The 20,792-nt window shown below is 62.7% G+C and carries 20 protein-coding genes; 11 read left to right on the forward strand and 9 right to left on the reverse strand.

Features of this window, described 5'->3' with window-relative positions; translation table 11 throughout:
- Positions 1–6 precede the first annotated feature (6 nt).
- Complete coding sequence (locus KBX07_RS08735) at positions 7–300, reverse strand: PLDc N-terminal domain-containing protein (RefSeq protein ID WP_005291223.1); 294 nt, start codon at positions 298–300, stop codon at positions 7–9.
- An 85-nt stretch (positions 301–385) separates the two neighbouring features.
- Here KBX07_RS08735 and KBX07_RS08740 point away from each other — a divergent pair, with 85 nt between their 5' ends.
- The 6 genes from KBX07_RS08740 to KBX07_RS08765 all read left to right on the forward strand — a co-directional run bounded on the left by KBX07_RS08740 (position 386) and on the right by KBX07_RS08765 (position 8,037).
- A complete protein-coding gene (locus KBX07_RS08740) occupies positions 386–1,588 on the forward strand; it encodes a YihY/virulence factor BrkB family protein (protein WP_256023801.1) in 1,203 nt (400 codons plus the stop codon).
- A gap of 23 nt (positions 1,589–1,611) precedes the next feature.
- Positions 1,612–2,493 (forward strand): SDR family oxidoreductase, encoded by an 882-nt coding sequence (locus KBX07_RS08745; RefSeq protein WP_005291217.1) that lies wholly within the window; start codon positions 1,612–1,614, stop codon positions 2,491–2,493.
- Positions 2,494–2,534: 41 nt separating this feature from the next.
- On the forward strand, positions 2,535–3,410 hold the full coding sequence (locus KBX07_RS08750) for a patatin family protein (RefSeq protein WP_255995454.1): 876 nt from the start codon (positions 2,535–2,537) through the stop codon (positions 3,408–3,410).
- An 11-nt stretch (positions 3,411–3,421) separates the two neighbouring features.
- Positions 3,422–4,291 carry a patatin family protein gene (locus tag KBX07_RS08755; protein ID WP_005291211.1) on the forward strand — a complete coding sequence of 290 codons (870 nt, stop codon included), beginning with the start codon at positions 3,422–3,424 and terminating at the stop codon, positions 4,289–4,291.
- A gap of 215 nt (positions 4,292–4,506) precedes the next feature.
- Positions 4,507–6,156 (forward strand): HNH endonuclease, encoded by a 1,650-nt coding sequence (locus KBX07_RS08760; RefSeq protein WP_256023803.1) that lies wholly within the window; start codon positions 4,507–4,509, stop codon positions 6,154–6,156.
- Positions 6,157–6,438: 282 nt separating this feature from the next.
- Positions 6,439–8,037 (forward strand): DASS family sodium-coupled anion symporter, encoded by a 1,599-nt coding sequence (locus tag KBX07_RS08765; RefSeq protein WP_256023804.1) that lies wholly within the window; start codon positions 6,439–6,441, stop codon positions 8,035–8,037.
- Between the two features lie 19 nt (positions 8,038–8,056).
- Here the strand turns inward: KBX07_RS08765 and KBX07_RS08770 are convergent, their stop codons facing one another.
- Positions 8,057–9,697, reverse strand: a complete 1,641-nt coding sequence (locus tag KBX07_RS08770) for a peptide chain release factor 3 (protein WP_256023806.1) — start codon at positions 9,695–9,697, stop codon at positions 8,057–8,059.
- 59 nt (positions 9,698–9,756) lie between these two features.
- Positions 9,757–10,641, reverse strand: a complete 885-nt coding sequence (locus KBX07_RS08775; RefSeq protein ID WP_256023807.1) for an NAD(P)/FAD-dependent oxidoreductase — start codon at positions 10,639–10,641, stop codon at positions 9,757–9,759.
- A gap of 138 nt (positions 10,642–10,779) precedes the next feature.
- Here KBX07_RS08775 and KBX07_RS08780 point away from each other — a divergent pair, with 138 nt between their 5' ends.
- Positions 10,780–11,325 (forward strand): NADPH-dependent FMN reductase, encoded by a 546-nt coding sequence (locus tag KBX07_RS08780; RefSeq protein ID WP_256023809.1) that lies wholly within the window; start codon positions 10,780–10,782, stop codon positions 11,323–11,325.
- Between the two features lies 1 nt (position 11,326).
- Here KBX07_RS08780 and pth (KBX07_RS08785) read toward each other — a convergent pair whose 3' ends face one another.
- Positions 11,327–11,992 carry an aminoacyl-tRNA hydrolase gene (gene pth, locus KBX07_RS08785; RefSeq protein ID WP_256023864.1) on the reverse strand — a complete coding sequence of 222 codons (666 nt, stop codon included), beginning with the start codon at positions 11,990–11,992 and terminating at the stop codon, positions 11,327–11,329.
- A gap of 19 nt (positions 11,993–12,011) precedes the next feature.
- Here pth (KBX07_RS08785) and KBX07_RS08790 point away from each other — a divergent pair, with 19 nt between their 5' ends.
- From KBX07_RS08790 to KBX07_RS08800, 3 genes are read left to right on the forward strand one after another with little or no spacing between them, the layout of a single operon-like run.
- Positions 12,012–12,803 carry a hypothetical protein gene (locus KBX07_RS08790; protein ID WP_256023810.1) on the forward strand — a complete coding sequence of 264 codons (792 nt, stop codon included), beginning with the start codon at positions 12,012–12,014 and terminating at the stop codon, positions 12,801–12,803.
- A gap of 8 nt (positions 12,804–12,811) precedes the next feature.
- Positions 12,812–13,489 (forward strand): hypothetical protein, encoded by a 678-nt coding sequence (locus KBX07_RS08795; protein WP_256023812.1) that lies wholly within the window; start codon positions 12,812–12,814, stop codon positions 13,487–13,489.
- Positions 13,490–13,532: 43 nt separating this feature from the next.
- On the forward strand, positions 13,533–14,492 hold the full coding sequence (locus KBX07_RS08800; protein ID WP_255997066.1) for a nitronate monooxygenase: 960 nt from the start codon (positions 13,533–13,535) through the stop codon (positions 14,490–14,492).
- Positions 14,493–14,498: 6 nt separating this feature from the next.
- Here KBX07_RS08800 and KBX07_RS08805 read toward each other — a convergent pair whose 3' ends face one another.
- From KBX07_RS08805 to KBX07_RS08815, 3 genes are all read right to left on the reverse strand, one after another.
- Positions 14,499–15,035, reverse strand: a complete 537-nt coding sequence (locus KBX07_RS08805) for a hypothetical protein (protein ID WP_256018806.1) — start codon at positions 15,033–15,035, stop codon at positions 14,499–14,501.
- A 111-nt stretch (positions 15,036–15,146) separates the two neighbouring features.
- Positions 15,147–15,713, reverse strand: coding sequence for an aminoacyl-tRNA hydrolase (pth, locus tag KBX07_RS08810; RefSeq protein ID WP_255997064.1), 567 nt, complete (start codon positions 15,711–15,713; stop codon positions 15,147–15,149).
- A 141-nt stretch (positions 15,714–15,854) separates the two neighbouring features.
- The gene (locus tag KBX07_RS08815) at positions 15,855–16,541 is read right to left on the reverse strand and encodes a 50S ribosomal protein L25/general stress protein Ctc (RefSeq protein WP_005291181.1); all 687 of its coding nucleotides are present in this window, start codon (positions 16,539–16,541) and stop codon (positions 15,855–15,857) included.
- A gap of 307 nt (positions 16,542–16,848) precedes the next feature.
- On the opposite strand from KBX07_RS08815, the gene KBX07_RS08820 reads away from it, so the two are divergent.
- Positions 16,849–18,330 carry an NAD-dependent succinate-semialdehyde dehydrogenase gene (locus tag KBX07_RS08820; RefSeq protein WP_256023814.1) on the forward strand — a complete coding sequence of 494 codons (1,482 nt, stop codon included), beginning with the start codon at positions 16,849–16,851 and terminating at the stop codon, positions 18,328–18,330.
- Here the strand turns inward: KBX07_RS08820 and KBX07_RS08825 are convergent.
- Together KBX07_RS08825 and KBX07_RS08830 are read right to left on the reverse strand one after the other, a co-directional pair.
- On the reverse strand, positions 18,327–19,805 hold the full coding sequence (locus KBX07_RS08825) for an amino acid permease (protein WP_255997062.1): 1,479 nt from the start codon (positions 19,803–19,805) through the stop codon (positions 18,327–18,329). The two genes, KBX07_RS08820 and KBX07_RS08825, sit on opposite strands and share 4 nt — an antisense overlap.
- 1 nt (position 19,806) lies before the next feature.
- Positions 19,807–20,784, reverse strand: a complete 978-nt coding sequence (locus KBX07_RS08830) for a ribose-phosphate diphosphokinase (protein WP_005291171.1) — start codon at positions 20,782–20,784, stop codon at positions 19,807–19,809.
- Between the last annotated feature and the right edge of the window lie 8 nt (positions 20,785–20,792).

Here is a 20,792-nt window from a genome sequence, read left to right on the forward strand (position 1 = left end):
CTTCCTTTAGTCCTTGCGCTCCCACGGTGGCGGTTCTTGTCCAGGCTGGAGTGGGGTGGTGTGACGCCCCACCTTGTGGCCGAGAAAGATCCACAGCAAGGGCCCGATGACCGGAAGCAAAAGCACCACAATGACCCAGAGCAGCTTGGGCGCAGGTTGAAGGCCTTTATCCAGGATGATGCTGAACAGAGCCCAGAAGAACAGGACGACCGCAGCCACACCGAGCAGCATCATGAACAGGAAGCCGAGACCAAAGGCCGTATCCCCGCTGATGATGGGATCACTTGCCACAAGAACCATGTCTTTAATTTTAACCGAGAAACCTGGCGCAAAGCTGCTGTGAACATGCGCTGCACGTGTGAGCCGGGCAGATAAGGTGAGGGATATGAGCGAGGACGACAGCGCAAAGGGCGCAGACAAAGAGATCATCGCGCGCCCTGCGCAACTAGTCCAAACCTACGGGCCGGGCGAGACAGTCCTGGTGGATCCGCCTGACAAGAACCCCAAGGCTTTGCAAAGGGGAAACCGTCTGAGCTGGAAGGGTTGGAAGCTCGTCATCGCGCGCACTGTGCTCGATTTCGGGCCGATCGCGCTCATGGACCGGGGTGCGACGCTGACGTATTTCACTATTACTGCGATGGCGCCGACTCTGCTCGCGTTTTACTCGCTGGTCACGCTGATGTTCCCGTCAGACAAAGATGACTTGCGCGAGTTCATGGGCGGGGTGATTGAGGACACGGTGCCTGAAGAGCTGCGAGAGCAAGCACTCGACCTTCTCCTCAACGTCGCCGGTACCCCGGAGCAGAGCACCGTGGCCATCATCATTTCGCTATTAGTGTCGCTTTTCTCTTCGTCGGCGTATGTGAGGGCGTTTTCCCGTAGCTGCAACGTGATCTACACCCGTACCGAGGGGCGCAGCTTACCGGTGACCTGGCTGACCATGTGGGGGATCACGGTGCTGATGGTGCTCGGTGGCGTGATCATGGTCGCAGGTGTAGTGCTGCGCACATCGATCGTGGACGCGGTATTAGGGCCCATCGCGGAGCCACTGCGGCTCCAAGGGGTGGTGGACTACCTCAACCAGATCTTCATCCCCGTCTGGAACTGGTTGCGCTACCCAGTGGTGATTCTCGCCGCGATCGCATTGGTGTCCTGCCTGTACTACTTCGCACCGAATGTGCGGCCGGGGCGGTTCCGCCTACTCACCGTCGGCTCTGCACTGGCGCTTGTGGTCATTGGCCTGCTGTGGGCGCTGTTCAACTGGTTCGTGTCCAACTTCGGGCTTCAGAGCGCCTACGGGGCCTTCGGGTCTGTCCTGGCGATGCTCGTGATGGTCTGGGCAATGAATATTGTGCTGCTGCTCGGAGTGAAACTCGACGCGGAGATCTTGCGGGCCAAAGAGCTCCAGATGGGGTGGAACGCGGAAGAGATGGTGCAGGCGGCGCCGAGGTCGCAAGACGCCGTGCTGTTCCGGTATAAGATCGTGGGTTTCCTGCACCGGCTGGCGCGGGATGTCTACGAGGATGCACAGTCCAAGCGCGAGATGAAGGAGCAGGAGAGCGTCAAGCGCAGCGGCGACCGGGACTAACGTTCTTGCGTACGGTGGGTGTCATGTCTCTCATTGACCCCCGCAGCAAGTACCCGACAATCTCCCCGCCCGAACAGCGCCAGCCCCACCCGGGCCTGGACGTTGAAATGGAACCGACCGCCGACATCGGTTTGGAGTCTTACGTGGGTCGTGGCCGCCTCGAAGGCCGCAAAGCGCTGATCACCGGTGGTGACTCCGGCATCGGTGCTGCCGTCGCCATCGCTTACGCCCGTGAGGGTGCTGACGTTGCCATCGCGTACCTGCCAGAAGAGCAGGTCGACGCTGACCGCGTGCTGGCCGCCATTGAGGAGGCCGGCCGCAAGGCTGTGGGCATCCCAGGCGATCTGCAGGATCCAGATACCTGCACCAAGACCGTGCAGACGGCCCTCGACGAGCTGGGTGGCCTGGACATCCTGGTCAACAACGCATCGCGCCAGATCTTCGCCGAATCGTTCCTGGACATCGACGATGAAGAGTTTGATGCCACGATGAAAACCAACATCTACGGCTCCTTCCGCGTGACCAAGGCGGCGTTGCCGCACCTGAAACCCGGCTCGTCCATCCTTTTCACCTCCTCCATTCAGGCGTATGACCCGACGCCGGGCCTGAACCACTACGCCGTGACCAAGGCCGCGATGAACAACATGGCGAAGGGCTTGAGCATGGAGCTGCTGGAAAAGGGCATCCGTGTCAATGCTGTCGCGCCGGGTCCGGTGTGGACCCCGCTGCAGCCGAGCTACGGCCAGCCGATGGAGAAGCTCACCGAGTTCGGCCAGGAATCCGGTCTGGGACGGGCAGGTCAGCCCGTCGAATGTGCTGGTGCTTACGTGTTCTTGGCATCTGAGGAAGCCTCTTTTATCTCCGGTGAGACCCTCGGCGTTACAGGTGGGGCGCTCACGCCCTAAATGGTCCGCAGGCGGCCTGTGACCCCGTACACTGGTGAACCATGATTGACGCACGTGATACTGCTCTCGTCATTGAGGGCGGCGGAACCCGTAACTCCTACACCGCCCCGGTGATCATCAAACTCATTGAGGAAGGTGTCCAATTCGGCTGGGTAGGCGGGGTGTCCGCCGGCGCCATCCACTCCGTGAACTTCCTGTCCGGGGATGCGGAGCGCACCCGCGAGGCATTCACCACCTTCATGGGCCACCCCAAGATCGGCGGCTTGCGCTCGCTCGCACTGGGACGCGGTCTGCTCAACGCAGAATTCATGTTCCAGGACCGCGGCGGTGAGCTGCCGTTCAACATGGACGCGTTCAAACAGGCTGAAACACCGCTCCACATCGAAGCCGTGCGTGCGGACACTGGCGAATCAGTCGCATGGCACAACGAGGAGCTTTTCGACGAAGACTTCATGAACCTGGTCATCCGCGCCTCTTCCACGATGCCGATGTTGATGCCGATGGCGCACATCGACGGCGTGCCGTACGTCGACGGTGCTCTAGGTGACGGCGGTGGCCTTGTCATCGATGCTGCCGAGCAGGCTGGTTTCAAGAAGTTCCTGGTGCTGGGCACCAAGGACCGCGACTATGTGCGCGAGCCGGTCAACCGTCCAGCGATGATCCGCCGTATGTTCCCTAAGTATCCCGAGGTCGCGCGCCGTACGATCGAGCGCCCAGACAAGTACAACCGCGCCAAGGATCGCATCGTTGAGCTGGAGAACGCTGGCAATGCGTACGCGTTCTTCCCGGAGAACATGATGGTGGAAAACGCTGAGTTCAAGGTGCACAAGCTGGAGAAGAACTTCGCCGCTGGTGAAGAGCAGCTGGAGCGCGAGTGGCCCGCTATGAAGGCTTTCCTCGAGGGGTCCGGCGCGTAAACTAGCAAGTTATGATCGATGCCACCGACACTGCCCTTATTCTCGAGGGTGGTGGGATGCGCAACTCTTATACCGCTCCCGCCATCGTCAGATTCATCCAGGAACACGTCGTATTTGGCTGGGCTGGGGGAGTGTCGGCTGGTTCGGGGCATGCGATCAACTACGTGTCCCGCGACGCACACCGTGCCCGCGAGGCGTTCACGAATATGGCTGCCAATGCAGAGTTCGGCGGCTGGAAATCGCTGGCCCGCGGTCGCGGTTACTTCAACGCCGAGTTCATTTATGAGCGCTCCAACGATGTCTTGCCGTTCGACTGGGACGCGTTCCTGTCCAACACGGACACTGAGGTTCACATTGAGGCGGTCCGCGCCGACACTGGCCACACCGTGCAGTGGACGAAGAAGGATCTCGCGAACATCGAGACCGTAGGCAAAGTCACGCGCGCGTCGTCCACGCTGCCGAAGATCATGCCGATGGCAGAGATCGACGGTATCCAGTACGTCGACGGTGCGTTGGGGTATTCGGGGGGCTTGCTTATCGACGCCGCCGAGAAAGCCGGCTTCACCAAATTCCTCGTTCTCGCCACCAAGGAACGGGACTACGTCCGGCCGACGGTGACACGGCCGATCGCGACCCGCAGGTTGTTCAATAAGCATCCCGCCGTCGCAGAGGCATTAATTGTCCGGCCGGGGCGGTACAACGCGTCCAAGAAACGCATTCTGGAGCTAGAGCAAGATGGCCGAGCGAAGGTCTTTTTTCCGGATCAGATGAGCGTGGATGCATCAGAACGCAATGTGACCAAGCTCAACACGAACTACATTCTGGGCCAGGCTCAAATGGAGCGCGAATGGGACGAATGGATGGAATTCCTGGGCGGCTAGGCGCTACAGGCCAGTCCCACGCAATCCGGCGTCAGCCAGGTTCAAACCGATAGATGCGCTGGCCGTCCCCAGCCTCTGTCTCCCTCTCGGCATCCTTGATCGCGCTGCGGACGTTCTGATGAATATTTTCGAACAGTCTTGCGCTCTTGGTTTGGGGGTGGGTACAATGGTGGCATCGGTTGATACGCTGCACACAGTATCGAGGGGAGGGGACCATGGCGGGGCGCATCGCACAGCTTGTGGACACTATCGGCGATGCTTTAGCGCAGCTTCGCGACGAGTTCGCCGACCCGTCTCTGCTATCGCTGCATGATGTGGCCGCCGAGATGGAAAAGCTCGAGGAGCACCTTAACGCCAAAGCGCTTATCGACGCTTCATTCGCCTACCTGTGCGACCGTGACAACGCCGGACGACTCGTCGGGGCAGTCCACCCCAACGCCTACCTGACCACCCGACTAGGGCTCTCGGCCGGGGAAGCCTACGACCGGCTCGCCCGCGGACGCGACCTCTTCGCCCCACCAGTGACACCTGATCCTGAACCGGCTGACATCAGTGGTGACGACGATGGTTCCGGTGGTTCAGGGTTTGAGCTCGAGTTCGGCACGGATAATGCGGAAACCGAACACGCTCGCCGTGAGGCTGAAGAGCAAGCCCGCCGCAGCCAGGAAGAAGCACGCACCAAAGCAGCTGGCGTGTCCGCGGAGAAGCAGAACATCATCCGCCGCGAACTCGACAAGCTGCTTGCCCCCGCCCGCGGGGAACGCACCCGCCTCCACGCCCAAGCCATGGATGAAGCCGCCACCCGGGACGTAAAAGACCTCCGGATGTTCGTGCGCCGCAACGTCGACGCCGCCAACCGTAAGCACGCCCCACGAAACAACCCGAACGCAGGCTTTGCCAACCGCGCGGTCCACATCGGGCACCGCAAAGCCGACGGCACCCACGAGATCACCATCACCGCCACAGCCGGTGATACCGCATTGTTCAAAGCGCACCTGGATAAAGGACTCGCCCCGAACACCAACACCGGTGATGCTCAGCGCGGCACCGATGGCACCGGCGAAACCGGTGGTGTGGCGGATTACCGCACGCCACCCCAACGCCACTACGACCAATTCACCACCATCCTCAAAGCTTTCGAATCAGGCCAGCAAAAGCTCAGCGGTGGCGCGGCATCTGTCGTCATCGCCATGACAATGGACGACCTTGCCGATACTGACGGCTACGCTGCCGGCGGTGGCCTGTTCGCCACCAACACAGGTATCGACATTGATGTCATCGACATGGCCCGCCTCGGCCTGGGCACCCTGGACACCGCTGATTCAGGCCAGGCGAACTTCATCCTCCAGCTCGACTCCGTCACCGCAGTCCCGCTGTCGATGGGTAAAACCCGCACTGCTTCGATCGGGCAGCGCATCGCGATGCTCGCCGTCCAAGGCGTCTGCTCCTGGACCGGATGCACCAAACCACTGACCGAATGCGAAGCCCACCACATCTTCGCCTGGATCCTGGGTGGTTTGACCACGATGGATAACCTCACCGGATTATGCCGGCAGCACCACAGATGCAACAACGACAACCGCGACGGCACCTGGGGCAAAGGACACATGGACTACGACCCCGACACCGGACAAGCAGGACTTGTCACACCCGGGGCTACACACATGCAGTTCAACACCACAGACCCCGCCCACCACTGCGCAGCCAACCGCATCCGCCGCAGAACCACCACCACCAACACCGGCACTGGCACTGGCACCAGTGGGCCCACAACACCCACACCCAAAACCAGACCCGACCCACCCCTGTTCCCACCAAACAACACACCAACCCGCACCCGAAAACGCCCCCGGGCTCGTGAGTAAGAGGGACACCCTCGCTTCACTACCCCCAGTCCTGCCGTATCCATCCGCACTGTGCACCCCTGGCGCGCCGTGGAGAAGGCCTGTCGGAAACGGTTTGGGCGCCAGATTCCTGCATCCAGAGCCCAGCGGGCCATGAACGAAACGTTGGAGGGTTGTGTGAGCTAAAACGCATGCCCTAAACCGGGGTTGACCAGTCATTTCAGGTCTCAGGCGGGCGTAGTCTGGAAGGTGACCCCTTCGAGGAGAGTGCGTCCGCATGTCTCTCCACTGACTTTGATTGGAGTGTTCCGCTTGTCATCCGCGGTCAACAACCCCGCGTCATCTTCCACCCCGTCCGAACCCTCCGGTGCCACCGCGCCCTCGACGGCGACGGACCCCAACACCCCCACAGCTGAAGCTAGCAGCGGTGCCCCGGAGAAACCCCAGAGCTCTGGCCGGGGCAAGCTGATTGCTTTCTTCTTGGCCTTCATTGCCCTCGGTGCGGTGCTGATCATCCCGATCGAGACCATCGACTGGCAGGGCCAGATCGCGCTTGGCCTGCTGGCCTTCGCAGTGATCATGTGGGTCACCGAGGCAGTGTCCTATCCGGTTAGCTCCGTGCTGATCATCAGCTTGATTTCCTTGCTGCTCGGATTCTCACAGGACCCCGAAAACCCGGGTGAGATCGTCGGCACGTCCGCGGCCCTGAAGACAGCGATGGCTGGCTTTTCGTCCTCGGCCGTCGCACTCGTTGCCGCCGCCCTCGCACTGGCCGTGGCGATGCAGGCGACCGGCTTGCACCGCCGCCTCGCCCTGTACGTTCTGCGGTTGGCCGGCGAGAAGACGTCGAACATTGTCATCGGCGCGATCGTCATTTCCATCATTTTGGCGTTCTTCGTGCCGTCTGCAACGGCCCGCGCCGGCGCCGTCGTGCCGATTCTGCTGGGCATGGTCGCGGCTTTCGGGTTGGCCACCAACTCGAAACTGTCGGCGCTGTTGATCATCACAGCGACCCAGGCCGTATCGGTGTGGAACGTGGGCATCAAAACGGCTGCCGCCCAGAACCTCGTTGCCGTCGGATTCATCGAGTCGGAAATGGGCCGGAGCGTGTCGTGGGGTGAATGGTTCCTCTGGGCCGCGCCCTGGTCCGTCCTCATGTCGATCGCGCTCTACTTCATCATGCGCTGGGCGATTAAGCCGGAAACGGAGTCGATTGAGGGCGGGAAGGCGCTCGTCGACAAGCAGCTGGAAGAGATGGGACCGATGTCCGGCGCAGAAAAGCGTCTTACCGCGATCGCGGTAATCCTGTTGCTGTTCTGGGCGACCGAAGGCGTGCTTCACCCCATTGATTCCTCGGTGATCACCATCGTGGCCATCGGCATCATGCTGTTGCCCGGAATTGGCGTCATGGACTGGAAGTACGCTCAGGAGAAGATCAACTGGGGAACGCTCGTCGTCTTCGCTGTCGGTATTTCCTTGGGCATGTTCATGCTGGAGACTGGCGCCGCGACGTGGTTGTCGGAGAAGACCTTCGGCGCCATTGGTTTGCAGAGCATGCCGCTTCTGGCCACCATCGCGCTGGTCTCGCTGTTCAACATCGTGATCCACCTTGGTTTCGCCTCGGCCACCTCGCTGTCGTCGGCGCTCATCCCTGTGTTCATCGCCCTCGCAGCGACATTGGATGTGCCCAACGGCGGATTGGGCTTCGTGGTCATCCAGCAGTTCGTCATCTGCTTCGGCTTCCTGCTGCCGGTCTCCGCCCCGCAGAACATGCTGGCCTACGGTACCGGGGCGTTCACCACCCGCCAGTTCCTCAAGACCGGTATCCCGCTGACAATCGTTGGGTACCTGCTGGTGTTGCTGTTCTCGGCGACGTACTGGAACTGGATCGGGCTGGTCTAAACAACTCGCACCAAACGCGCTAGTCGGCGACGAGCGGCTCCATGGTGAGCTCCGGGTGCTCCTTCTCCACGAAGGCGAGCTTCCACTTGTCGCCGAACAGCGCGATGAGTTCGCCGTCGGTGCGGGTGAAAATCTCCACGCCGCGCTGGCGTCCCAGCTCCGGGGCGGACTCCGCATCGGTGCGCCGCGCCACCGAGTAGGGGATCGGCTCGGTCACGGTCTCAACGTTGTATTCGTTTTCCATGCGGGCCTGCATGACCTCGAACTGCATGGGGCCGACAGCGGCCATGACGGGGGAGGCGTCGCCGCGGGCGTCGTTACGCAGAATCTGCACAACACCCTCGGCGTCGAGCTGCTCCAGCGCCTTACGGAACTGCTTGTATTTGCCCAGCGATTTCGCGCGCAGCGTGCGGAAGTGCTCGGGGGCGAACTGCGGCATCGGCGGGAACTGGACTTTGCGGCCCGTGTAGATCGTGTCGCCCGGCGCCAGGGCGCCTGCGTTGACCAGACCGATGATGTCGCCCGGGAACGCTGTCTCCACAGTGTCGCGGGTGCGGCCGAAGACGGTGAGGGCGTATTTCGTCGAAAAGCTGCGGCCCGACTGCGCGTGCGTGACCTGCATGCCGCGGTCGAACTCGCCGGAGACCACGCGCATGAACGCGAGCGTGTCGCGGTGGTTCTTGTCCATGCCCGCTTGCACCTTGAACACGACGCCGGAGAATTCATCGCCGACCGAACGCGACTCATCCATCGCGCTTGTCGACGCCTCCACCGCCGCCGGATCCGACTCACGGCCCTCCGGAGCGGGCGCAATGGCGCACAGCGTGTCCAAAATCTGGTGGACGCCGAAGTTGAGCATGGCAGACGCGAAAATGAGCGGCGAGGTCACGCACTGTTCGAACAGGTCCTGATTGTGGACGGCGCCGTCGGCGGCGAGCAACTCGGCTTCCTCGATGGCGGTCTCCCACACGTCGCCTTCCTTGGCGGCTGCGTCGTCCGGGGTGAAGTGCTCTTCCGGGGCGATGGTGGAACCGCCAGCGGTGCGGGTGAAGTGAATGTACTCGTCGGCTTCACCGTCGTCGTTGACGTGGGCGAGGCCGCGGAAGTCGCCTGCCTCGCCGACAGGCCAGTAGAGGGGAGTGGGTTGGAGGTCGATTTCGGTGACGATCTCGTCGACAAGCTCCAGCGGCTCGCGGCCCACGCGGTCCCACTTGTTGATCACCGTGACAATCGGCAACCCGCGGGCTTTGCAGACGCGGAAGAGCTTGAGGGTTTGAGGCTCGAGGCCCTTCGCGGCGTCGATCAGCATGACGGCAGCATCGACGGCAGACAGCACGCGGTAGGTGTCCTCGGAGAAGTCCGCGTGGCCCGGGGTGTCCACGAGGTTGACCACATACGGCTCACCGGTGTGGCCCTCGGGAGCGTATTCGAACTGGAGCGCTGACGATGCGATGGAGATGCCGCGGTCCTTTTCCATCTCCATCCAGTCAGACACCGTGTCTTTGCGGTTGCCCTTGCCGTGCACCGCGCCCGCCTCCGAGATCGCGTGGGCGTGCAGCGCTAGCGCCTCCGTCAGCGTCGACTTACCCGCGTCCGGGTGGGCGATGACGGCGAAGGTGCGGCGGCGGGCGGCCTCGGTGACGGTGGAAGCGGTGCTCATGACCTGTAGAGGGTAGTCGCTTGTGCGGTGGGAGAGCGAACCAGCGCAATGCAGCGCAATCAGGGCAGCTTCTCGGCGAAAAGCGCCTGGTCGATCGCGATCCCGACGGCCGCCCCTGCACCTGTCGCCTGCGACACTTGGTCGGGAGAGCTGACCACATTGCCCGCTGCCCAGAGACCCGGCTGCGATGTCCGGCCGCGTTCTGTGCGGACCCATCCGTCGACGACATCGCAACCAGCTTCGCGCAGCAGCTCGTCGTTCGGTTCGAAACGTGGGCCGGTGAAACAGGATTCGAACACGAAATGGTGGTTAGTCGTGCGAACCACGACGCGATCTCCCTCCGCCGGGCCGACTTCCAGGACAGGCTCGTCGACGAGCTTGATGTCAAGTGCTTCGAAAAAGGTAGTCTCTTGGCTGGGAAGATCGAGACCGTTCGTGAAGAACGTGACGGTCTCCGCCCACTTGGTGAGCAGCTTGGAAATATGGAACGTGAAGCCGGGGTTCTCTCCACCGATGACAGCGAGGTCCGTCCCGTTCACTTCGTACCCGTGACAGTAGGGGCAGTGGAAGACCCGCGTTCCCCACAGTGCGGACAAACCGTACACGTCAGGCAAGACGTCGGTGATTCCGGTAGTGACGAGAACATGCGGGGAATCAATGGCCTTGCTGCTCGCGAGAGTTACGGACCACTTGTCGTGCGACTTTGTCAGGTTCTCAGCGCGGTCCCGCACGATCGTCCCGCCGAACGACTCGAATTCAGCATGACCCTTTTCGAGTAGCTCGACTGGTTTGATCGAGTCCATTCCTAGGATGCCGTGGGCGTGCTCGCTGAACCGGTTGCGCGGCCGCCCTTCGTCGACCAAGCAGACGGACCGATTCGCTCTTGCCAAGTTGATTGCCGCCGCGGTCCCGGCGAAACCTCCGCCGATGATCGTGACATCCATGTCTTAGCCTCCTGGAATTCTTTGGACTGGTTCTCGTTGAAGAAACTAGTTGCTCGAGCTCCACCGCGGGAGGCCCTGATGGCCTTCGTTAGAGTGGGGCCGAGTTAGGTGACTTGTACGCAAATGAGAGGAGAAGCAATGAAGATCGGCGTCATCGTCGGATCTATCCGTAAGGGCCGCACTGCGGAGAAGGTGGCCGACTGGATGAAAGAGAACATCGGCGAACGGAAGGGCGCCGAGTACGAGTTCATCGACCTCGCCGACTTCGACCTGCCGATGTATGACGGTGCCGGCATGCCGATGCTCATGAACCGCGAGTACGACAACGATGAGGTCACCCGCTGGTCGCAAGCCATTGACGCCTGCGACGCGTTCATCTTCATCACGCCGGAGTACAACCACTCGGTCCCGGCAGCGCTGAAGAACGCTGTGGATACGCTCGGCCCCGAGTGGGTGGGCAAGCCGATCGCGTTTGTCGGCTACGGCGGTGTCGGCGCGATCCGCGCCATCGAGCATTGGCGCCAGATCGCCGCGAACTTCCACATGCATGACATCCGCGAGCAGCTCGGCTTTATCCAGGCGATGGAGATGCGCGACGGCTTCCAGCCGATGCCCCATCGCGCCAAGGAGCTCGCCGCGATGTGCGACCGCCTCGAGACGCTCACCGCCCAGCTGAACAAGTAACTCAGCTACGCGGGTGGATCTCGTTCTGCGCGCGCTGCACCCCGTGCTTAACGACGATCCCAGCCGCCTCGGCCGCCAACTCCAACTGCTCCGTCAGAGCTTTCTCCTCGTGTTCTGAGTCCTGCGGCAGCGAGCTGAGCACCCACTCCGGCACGGGCATTCCTTTCGGCGGGCGCCCGATTCCGATCCGAATTCGCACGTAGTCGCGCGTCCCCAGGTGCTCAGTGAGGGACTTCAATCCGTTGTGCCCGTTCTCGTTGCCGCCGAGCTTGATGCGGACTTTGCCGGGTGGGAGGTCGAGCTCGTCGTGAAGCACTACGACGTGATCGGGCGTGATACCCAGTTCACGGGCCAGGGGAGCGATGCTCTCGCCGCTCAAGTTCATGAACGTCGTGGAGCGGGCGTAGGCCACCCCGTCAGCGACAGCGACGGTCACCTTGTGCCCTGCGAGAGGGGCCAGGGTGGCCGCGACCTGGTCGAGGAGGATGTCCTGCACCATGTAGCCGACGTTGTGCTTCGTAGCGTCATACCTCGCGCCGGGGTTGCCCAGGCCAACGACGAGCCATTCGGCATCGGGCAGCGCTGGATCAACGTCAGGGGTTGGATCGGTGTTAGTGGTCGGCGTTGAACGGAAGAGTCTGCGCAGGAAATCGAACACGATAGCCAGTCTAACTATGATGAGGGCCATGAATGAGCAGCTACGGGCAGCCCAGGAGCCCATTGGGTGGGGGCCGACGCTGCTGGTACTGGGCATCATCCTGATTGTGTTTGCCGTGGGTGCGTTCATCGCTGTGGCCTCGAGGAAGAGGGCAGAGAAGGGGGCGGAGCGTGGGTTCGTCGATAAGCATTATGCGCGTGCGGCGAACCTTATCCCGGAAACCGACGCACGCGTGCGTGGGTTGCACTCGCCGCTGTGTCCGCCCCACGCCGTGCAGGAGTGGGAGGCCACCCGCGCCCGCTTCGAGCAGGAGAGCTCGCGCGAGGCGACGGAGCAGGTGCTTGCCGCCCACGCAAACGCGCTGTACCTGCAGGGGATCGAACAGGGCGACCTGCGGCTGCGTGCACAGGCCGTCAACGAGCTGGTCAGCGAAGCACGCCAGTTCGGTTCGGACCAGCTTGCGCGCCACGTGGCTGGTCTACGGGCAAAAGTTGCGGACCCGGAGTTCTGTGCCGAGTACGCCCGCGCCGCATCCGCCTTGGGCCCCGCATCGCGCCAGTGGTGCGACCGCGAATTCAACAAGCTGATGTCCTTGCGGCAAGTGGGGCGCAAAGCTGACCCGGACGTACCGTCACCGGGAATCACCAGCCGGGAGTACCGCCCGGGATCCGGGCTGGGAGGCTTCGTGCCCATCGGTGCGATCTGGGAGCAGTATTGCGTGGGCATGGGCTCGTACGACGTGGCGCAGACGGTCAACCTGCATCCGGCGGCAACTGGGCGCGTGTACCGCCGCTGGCTGCGCGGTGAGGTCGCACCGTGAGGAGGTTCATGGACCACGCGAAGCTGACTAAAGAAACCGACGGGCACGTCCCTCGTGATGATGCTTTCTACCACCGCGCCCTGACCCGCATCGACGAGACCGACCGGCTTATCCCGCAGCTGCGCTCCGCGTTAGCTGCCGGTGCCGGCAAGCAGTGGCAACGCGCGAAGGCGGATATCCATCCCCTACCCGAGCGCAAGCGCCCCGGCAAGGGGGTGACCCGCGCCATGCGCTCTGTTGAGCAGATCGACCGCACCGCCACGCTGGCCGCCGTGCTTGCCGGCGCTGAGCAAGGCGACGTCGACGCGCGGCTCGTTGTCGTGAATGACCTGCTCGAGGACCTCCGCTTCGCCACGGCACGGTGCGGGGCATCCACGCCTGACCGCGTGGCCGCGCGCGACGGGATCTTCGCCATCACGCATAAGCTCCGCGCACTGAAAGGGGAGCTGGACTCGCCGCAGTTCATCGACCGGTTCGTCGGAGTGGCCGCGCAGTACGCCGACGTCATGCGGTCTGCCCGGCCGTGTTTCACCGAGATCAAAGACTCTACCGTCATCGAACCACCGCAATTCGGTGACGAGCTTTTCGTGCTCGGCACCGGCATCAACGGCCTGATCCCCTGGATGTACATGGACGATGTCGACGAGTGGATCCGTTACGACCGCACCCGGAACGCCAATGCTTAGATCACGCGGCTCGGCTTGAAACCGGCGGGGTAGGGTAGGCCCCATGCCCACCGACCTGCCTGCTCCGTTGCCCCGCGTCGTCGCCGCCCCCATGGCCGGCGGCCCGTCCACGCCCGAACTGGTCAATGCCGTCAGCTTCGGGTTCCTGGCTTGGGGTACCTGCTCGTTGGCGCAGGCGGCCGAAGAGCTCGCCCGCGTCGAGGAGCCCTTCGGCATCAACCTCTTCTACCCGCAGGCCGATGAGCCAGCCGCGGCGGACCTGGAGCGGCTCTCCGCAGAACTCGACGAGCCTGTGCCCCCAGCCGACCTGACTTTCGGCTTCCACGACAAGCTGCGTTTGGCCATCGAGGACGGACGAGCCACCATCGTGTCGTCGACCTTCGGCTGCTTCACTCCTGAGGAAGTCCGCATGCTGCATGACGCCGGGATCCAAGCCTGGGTCACCGTCACCAACGAAGTCGACGCGGTCAAGGCGGCCGAGTACGCCGACGGACTCATCGTGCAAGGTCCCGAAGCTGGTGGGCACCGCGCGACGTGGCGGCTGGGGGAGGAGCCGGGGGACCGTAGCGTCGAAAAGCTTCTTGATGGCATCTTCCGCCTCATCAACATCCCCCTCATGGCCGCTGGCGGCGCCCGCGGCCCCGCCGACGTGGAGCGCCTCATCGAGTGGGGCGCGTCATCCGTTGCGTGCGGCAGCGCCTTTTTGCTTGCCGACGAAGCCGGCACCTCCGACACCAACCGCGCCCACCTTCGCGATGCCCGCACCGGTGGTGAGCGCAGCGTTTCTACGCGTGCTTTCTCGGGCCGTTACGCCCGCGGCCTCGAGACCGAGTTCACGCGCACCCATCCCGACCTGCCACCGACGTACCCGCACCTCAACGCGATGCTGAAACCTCGGCGCAACGACCCAGATTACGCTTATTGCCTGGTCGGCGAGCGGCCAGAGGAGTTGCGTGAGGGCCCGGCGGCCGAGATCGAGGCGTACTTGCTGGGCGCGCGTTAGTCAGGTTCAGTCCAGAACTTCCGGTTCGTGATCGGAGTTCTCCACATTGACGGCGTCAGGGGGAGTCGCTATGTCGGAGCCATACCTCAGTTGATCCGCACGGGCGATCACACGGATGCGCTTGTCGACGTATTTGGTCCAGTCCAGCGGTTGCGGCGAGGTGTCATTACCCAGGATTGCCCACAGCGGGCTTTGGGTAGTTTCGATCCCTCCAGCGACAAGGCCGTCAACTGGTTTCACTGGGTCAAGCTCGATTGCATAGAAAGTAGAAACATTGTCTACGTCGTCCGCAACCTCTTCATGCACTCCTGGGGGAAGCATGTCCTTGAAGTGAACCGCCTTGAGCGTTCCTTCCAGCACTTGCTCTCCTGGCGCAAGGTTGAGGTCTTCCCCCGAATCTCCTCCCTCGCCCGGCACGGCCAATGAATCGGGCTCTGGGATCGGTGCTTCAGTGGAGCATCCCGTGACGCCGACACTGAGAATCGCTGCGGTGAGGACCGCGGCGAGCGCCCGCGTTGTCAGGTGGCGGGTGGACTGGTGCATGGAACCGACCTCTCTACGAATGTCACGCCGTTTCCCGGGGGCAGAATACTGCTGAGGGTTTTCCGGAATACTGCTCGGATAAACATACTGGTCAAAAACGTGCGGCGTGGCTTATTCGGGCGAGCAGTATTCCAGCAGCCCGTCGGCCACGTCCGCGAGCACGATCGGAAGCTCCGCGAACTCCTGCTTGCTGAATGGCTTGAGCACGTAATCGGCGGGAGCCTGCCGCCCCGGCGGGCGCCCGATGCCCACCGCGAGACGGTGGTAATCGGAGGTACCCAATGACTTGGTGACGGACTTCAACCCATTATGGCCGTGGTCCCCGCCGCCGAGACGGAGCTTGAACTGGCCGAAGTCGAGGTCCAGCTCGTCGTAGATGACGTAGACGCCGGCAGGCTTCGTTCCGTAGTAGCTGGCCAGCGCCTTAACGGGGCCGCCGGAGACATTCATGAAGCCACGCGTGCGCGCGAGAATCGTGCGTCGCGGCATGAGACGACCCGCGGCGAGTTCAGCGACCTCAGTGTTGGTCTTCTTGTGCACGCTCAGTTGGGCGGGCATCGGGGTAGCGCGATCCAGAAGCTCGTCGATCACCATCGCCCCCGCATTATGTCTCGTCTGCGCATAGATAGTGCCCGGGTTGCCTAGGCCCACGACCAGAATGGGGGAATCAGTAGCCACGGGAATTAATTCTACGGGCAATACGGATCAACGGGTGGCGGGTAAACCCGGGGCATGCCGAGAGTTGCCGGACCAATGCGAAAGGCCGGCTCCCCGGGGTGGGGGAAGCCGGCCTTGGCAAGTGGGGCGTCGATAAGCGACTTACTCGCTTGCGCCCTCGTCGCCCTCGCCGCCGTCGGCGATCTCGACGGTGCCCTCTGCGTCGCCGTCCTCGCCTTCGGTGTCAGCGCCAGCCTCAGCGCCGCCCTCCTCAACATCAGCGGCAGCAGCCTCGAGCTCTTCGTCGACCTGCTCGTAGGTGACGTTGATGACCAAGAACTCCGGATCGGTGAGCAGCTCTGCACCCTCCGGCAGCTGCAGGTCGGAAGCGAAGATCTGGTCGCCGATCTCCTTGCCCTCGATGGACACGATGATCTCGTCCGGAATCTTCAGGGCCTCGACCTCGATCTCGACAACGTCGAGCTCCTGCAGGACCACGGCATCGGCAGCAGCCTCGCCCTCGTAGGTAACCGGGACCTCGACGTTGACCTTCTCGCCGCGCTTGACGCCCAGCAGGTCGATGTGGTCGATGTTCAGGGTCAGAACGTTCTGGTCGATGTTCTTGACCATGGCGAGGTTCTTCTCGCCGTCGATGTCGAGCTCGAGAATGGCGTTGGTGCCGTCGTTACGCACAAGCGCACTAATCTCGAGGATGTCGACGTGGAAGTGCAAGTTGTCCTCGCCAGAGCTGTAGAGAACGCCGGGGACGCGGCCCGCGGCGCGAAGGCGGCGGGAAGCGCCCTTGCCGAACTCTTCGCGCTTCTCGGCCTTAATAACCGGGTTAGCCATGATGGTTACTCCTGTGTGTTCGGGCCACAAAAAATGCGGCCACTGTGATGACGATGTTCGTGTGCTCGTCGAGTGACCGCGCGCTGTTGTTTCGCTTCCGCTCAACAACAGCGAGATGATATGTAGTCGAATCGCGTCGATAACGGCTCCCCGTAGGGCGCCCTCGCCGAGACGCAGTAGAGCTTAACAGCCCACCGCAGGCGGGACCAAAACCCCCGTGCCGCGAATAGTGGGCTAACACCCAACGTTGGCGGTGGTAGACCGGAAAGGGAAAGCATAAGCAATCCGCGATTGAGGGAAACCCCGCATGATGTCCAAGATTGATATTGACCAGCTTCTGGAAAAGGTAGAAAAGCGTCTCCTCATCGGCGGCGAGTGGCGCGACGGCTCGGAGGGTGAGACGTTCGAGGTAGAAAACCCGGCCACGGGGGAGACCATTGCAACCATGGCGTCGGCAAGCCGCGAGGACGCACTCAAAGCGCTCGCAGCGGCTGATAATGCCCGCGCCGAGTGGGAGCACACCACCCCGCGCGAGCGAGCCGAGATCCTGCGCACGGCATACGACCTCATGCACGAGCACAAGGCGGAGTTTGCCACCCTGATGTCCCTGGAGATGGGAAAGACGTACGCCGAGGCTGAAGGTGAGGTCGACTACGGCTCCGATTACCTGCTGTGGTTCTCTGAGGAAGCCAACCACTTCTTCGGCAACACCAACGCATACCCAGCCAAGGGCAACCGGATGCTCACCTTCCGTAAGCCGATTGGTCCCTGCCTGCTGATTACGCCGTGGAACTTCCCGCTGTCGATGGCCACGCGCAAGGTGGCTCCGGCGTTGGCGGCCGGCAACACCGTCGTGGTGAAACCTGCTAGCAAAACCCCGCTGACCATTCAGTACTTTGCGCAGACGATGATGGAAGCTGGCCTGCCCGCCGGCGTGATCAACCTGGTTTCCACCGCGAGCTCGAAGGATGTCTCCGAGCCGATCCTAGCCGACAGCCGCCTGCGCAAGCTTTCCTTCACCGGATCGACTCCCGTGGGCGTGACCTTGCTCAAACTGGCGGCGGAGAACGTCGTGCGCACGTCGATGGAGCTCGGGGGTAACGCGCCCGCCATCGTTTTCGGTGATGCTGACATGAATGTCGCAGTCGAGGGTGTGAAGATGGCCAAGATGCGCAACAATGCAGAGGCTTGCACCGCCGCGAACCGGATCTTCGTTCACGAGTCCGTCGCCGACGAGTTCACCGAGAAGTTCGTTGCCGCGGTCAAGGAGATGAAGGTCGACGACCCGTTTGCGGAAGGCGCTGACATCGGCCCGCTCATTGACGAACAGGCGCAGCAAGACATGCAAGAGCTTGTCGACGACGCTGTCTCCCACGGCGGCGAGATCCTCTGCGGAGGCACGAAACTCGACCGCGACGGCTACTTCTTCGAGCCCACCGTGGTCCGCGGCTGCTCCAAGGTAACCAAGGTATACCGTGAAGAGATCTTCGGCCCGATCGCGCCGATTTTCACCTTCAAGGATGAGGACGAGTTGTGGGAGCTGGCCAACGACACCGAATACGGCCTGGCCTCCTACGTGTTCTCCCAGAACCCCGACGTGATCTTCCGCGCCTCCGACAACTTGGAGTTCGGCATCGTCGGCTTCAACACCGGCGCAGTGTCCGATGCCTCAATCCCGTTCGGTGGTGTCAAGGCGTCGGGTCTGGGGCGCGAGGGCTCGAAGGAGGGCATGCTCGAGTACACCGAGGTGCAGTTCGTCGGCATGCCAGACCCGTACGCGAATAACTAGAGGGTGTGAGGCTGTACAGTCTCGCGCCGCAGCGCCCCGTGACCACCGGGACGCTCCATGACTGTCGCCGCGATGAACAGGCCGATCGCCCAGACAGCCATGGCGATGAGGCCGACGCGGTAGTCGGGCAGTGCGGCCATGAGCACCAGGACCAGCACGAAGTAGGCTCCGCAGATGTAGTTCGCAGCGGGGAAGAGCGGTGCTGTGAAGCTCGAGCTGCGTCCGCTCTTGCGGAAGTTCAGGTGAGCGAAGTTCACTGCAGCCCAGGTGATCAGCTCGGAACCGACCACGACGGCAAGCAACACAGTGAAGATCTTGCCCTCGAAGAAGTAGTTGAGCAGCACGACAGAGCCCATGAGTGCGCAGTTGAACAGCAGCGCACGCAGTGGCAGACCCTTCCTCGTGGTCTGGCCGAAGTACGCGGGGGCTTGACCGTTGAGCGACAGGTCGCGCAGCATGCGGGCACCTGAGTACGTCATGGTGTTGCACACCGAGGCGACCGCGGCGAGGATCACGAGGTTGAGCACATGGGCAGCGCCGTCAACACCGACAAAGCTAAGCACGCGCACGAAGGGGCTTTTCGACGAGTCCTGGCCATCCCACGGCGCCAGCAGCAGGATCACGCTCATGCCGCCGATGTAGAAGACCAAGATGCGCCAGATCACGGAGTTGATGGCCTTCGGGATCGTGTGTTCCGGATTCTCTGTTTCTCCGGCGGCGGTGCCGATGGACATGATGCCGCCGAAGGTGAAGGTGACCGCAACGAGTGAGAAGACCACGCCGGAAGCACCGAAGGGGAAGAAGCCGCCGTGGTCGGTGAGGTTGTGGAACCCGGCGTCGGCGGAGGGGGTGAGCACCAGCACGAAACCCAGAATGATCATCGCGACGAGTGCGATGACTTTCACGAGGGACAGCCAGTATTCGGCTTCGGCGAAGATGCTCACGCGGGCGGCGTTGATGATCAGCACGACCACCAAGGTGACCAGCGCCGTGATCCAGTGGGGGATCTGCGGGAACCAGAAGTCCAGGAACGTGCCCATGGCGGTGAGCTCGATCATGCCCACCACGATCGTGGTGTACCACCAGTTCCAACCCGCGACGAAGCCCGCGCGGGGGCCGATGAAGTCGCGGGCGTACGCAGCAAACGACCCAGAGACAGGGTTGGCCACCGCCATCTCACCCAGCATGCGCATGAGCAGGTAGACGATTGCGCCGACGAAGAGGAAGGTGACCAGCACGCCTGGACCGGCGTAACCAATCGATTCCGCGGATCCAAGGAACAGACCGGTGCCGATGGCGGAGCCCAGCGCGATCATCTGCAGCTGGCGGCTTTTCATTGCCCGCTGCAATCCAGCGTCGCGCTGCTGCAGCGAATGCGGTGCATCCGATGTCACGGTCGCGGCAGGCCCAGCGGGCACGGTGGAACTCCCGCCAGCTGACCCGGCGCCGGCGGGATCAATGTGAGGGGCAGGCACCTTAAGCTTGGCCCTCAAACAGCGTGGTCACGGAACCGTTCTCGAAGATCTCGTGGATCGTGCGGGCGAGCAGCGGCGCAATAGACAGCACGGTGAGGTTCTTCCAGCCCTCGGTGGACTGCGGCAGGGTGTCGGTGGTGATGATTTCTTCGGCGCCGCAGTCGTTGAGGCGCTCGCGGGCCGGGTCGGAGAACACGCCGTGGGTGGTGGCGATGACCACCGAGCGGGCGCCAGCGTCCTTGAGCACACCGACAGCCCCGGCGATGGTGCCGCCGGTGTCGATCATGTCGTCGAGAAGCACGCAGTCCTTGCCTTCAACGTCACCGACAACGCGGTTGGCCACGACCTTGTTGGCCGCGTCGATGTCGCGGGTCTTGTGGACGAAGGCCATCGGAGCGTCCCCAAGCGTGTTGGCCCACTTCTCAGCCGTCTTCACACGGCCGGCATCGGGGGAGACCACGGCGAGGTTGTCCATGGAGTACTTGGACTTGATGTAGTCGGTCAGGATCGGCATCGCGTGCATGTGGTCGACCGGGCCGTCGAAGAAGCCCTGGATCTGGTCGGTGTGCAAGTCCACGGAGACGATGCGGTCGGCACCCGCGGCGGTGAGCAGGTCAGCGACCAGGCGGGCCGAAATCGGCTCGCGGCCGCGGTGCTTCTTATCCTGGCGGGCGTAGGGGTAGAACGGCAGGATCGCGGTGATGCGCTTGGCGGAGCCACGCTTGAGCGCGTCAATCATGATCAACTGCTCCATGAGCCACTTGTTCAGCGGCTGCGCGTGGGACTGAATGACAAAGCAGTCCGCGCCGCGGACGGACTCGCCGAAGCGAATGAAGATCTCACCGTTGGCGAAGTCGCGGGCGGTGGTGGGGACCAAGTCGATGCCGAGTTCCCGGGCCACGTTCTCCGCCAGCTCTGGGTGGGCGCGGCCGGAGAAGACCTTGAGGTCCTTGTGGCTTTCGACTTTCTTACCGGTCATGGGTGGTG

It is taken from the genome of Corynebacterium sp. CCUG 70398 (assembly GCF_024454055.1).
Taxonomy (GTDB): Bacteria; Actinomycetota; Actinomycetes; order Mycobacteriales; family Mycobacteriaceae; genus Corynebacterium; species Corynebacterium genitalium.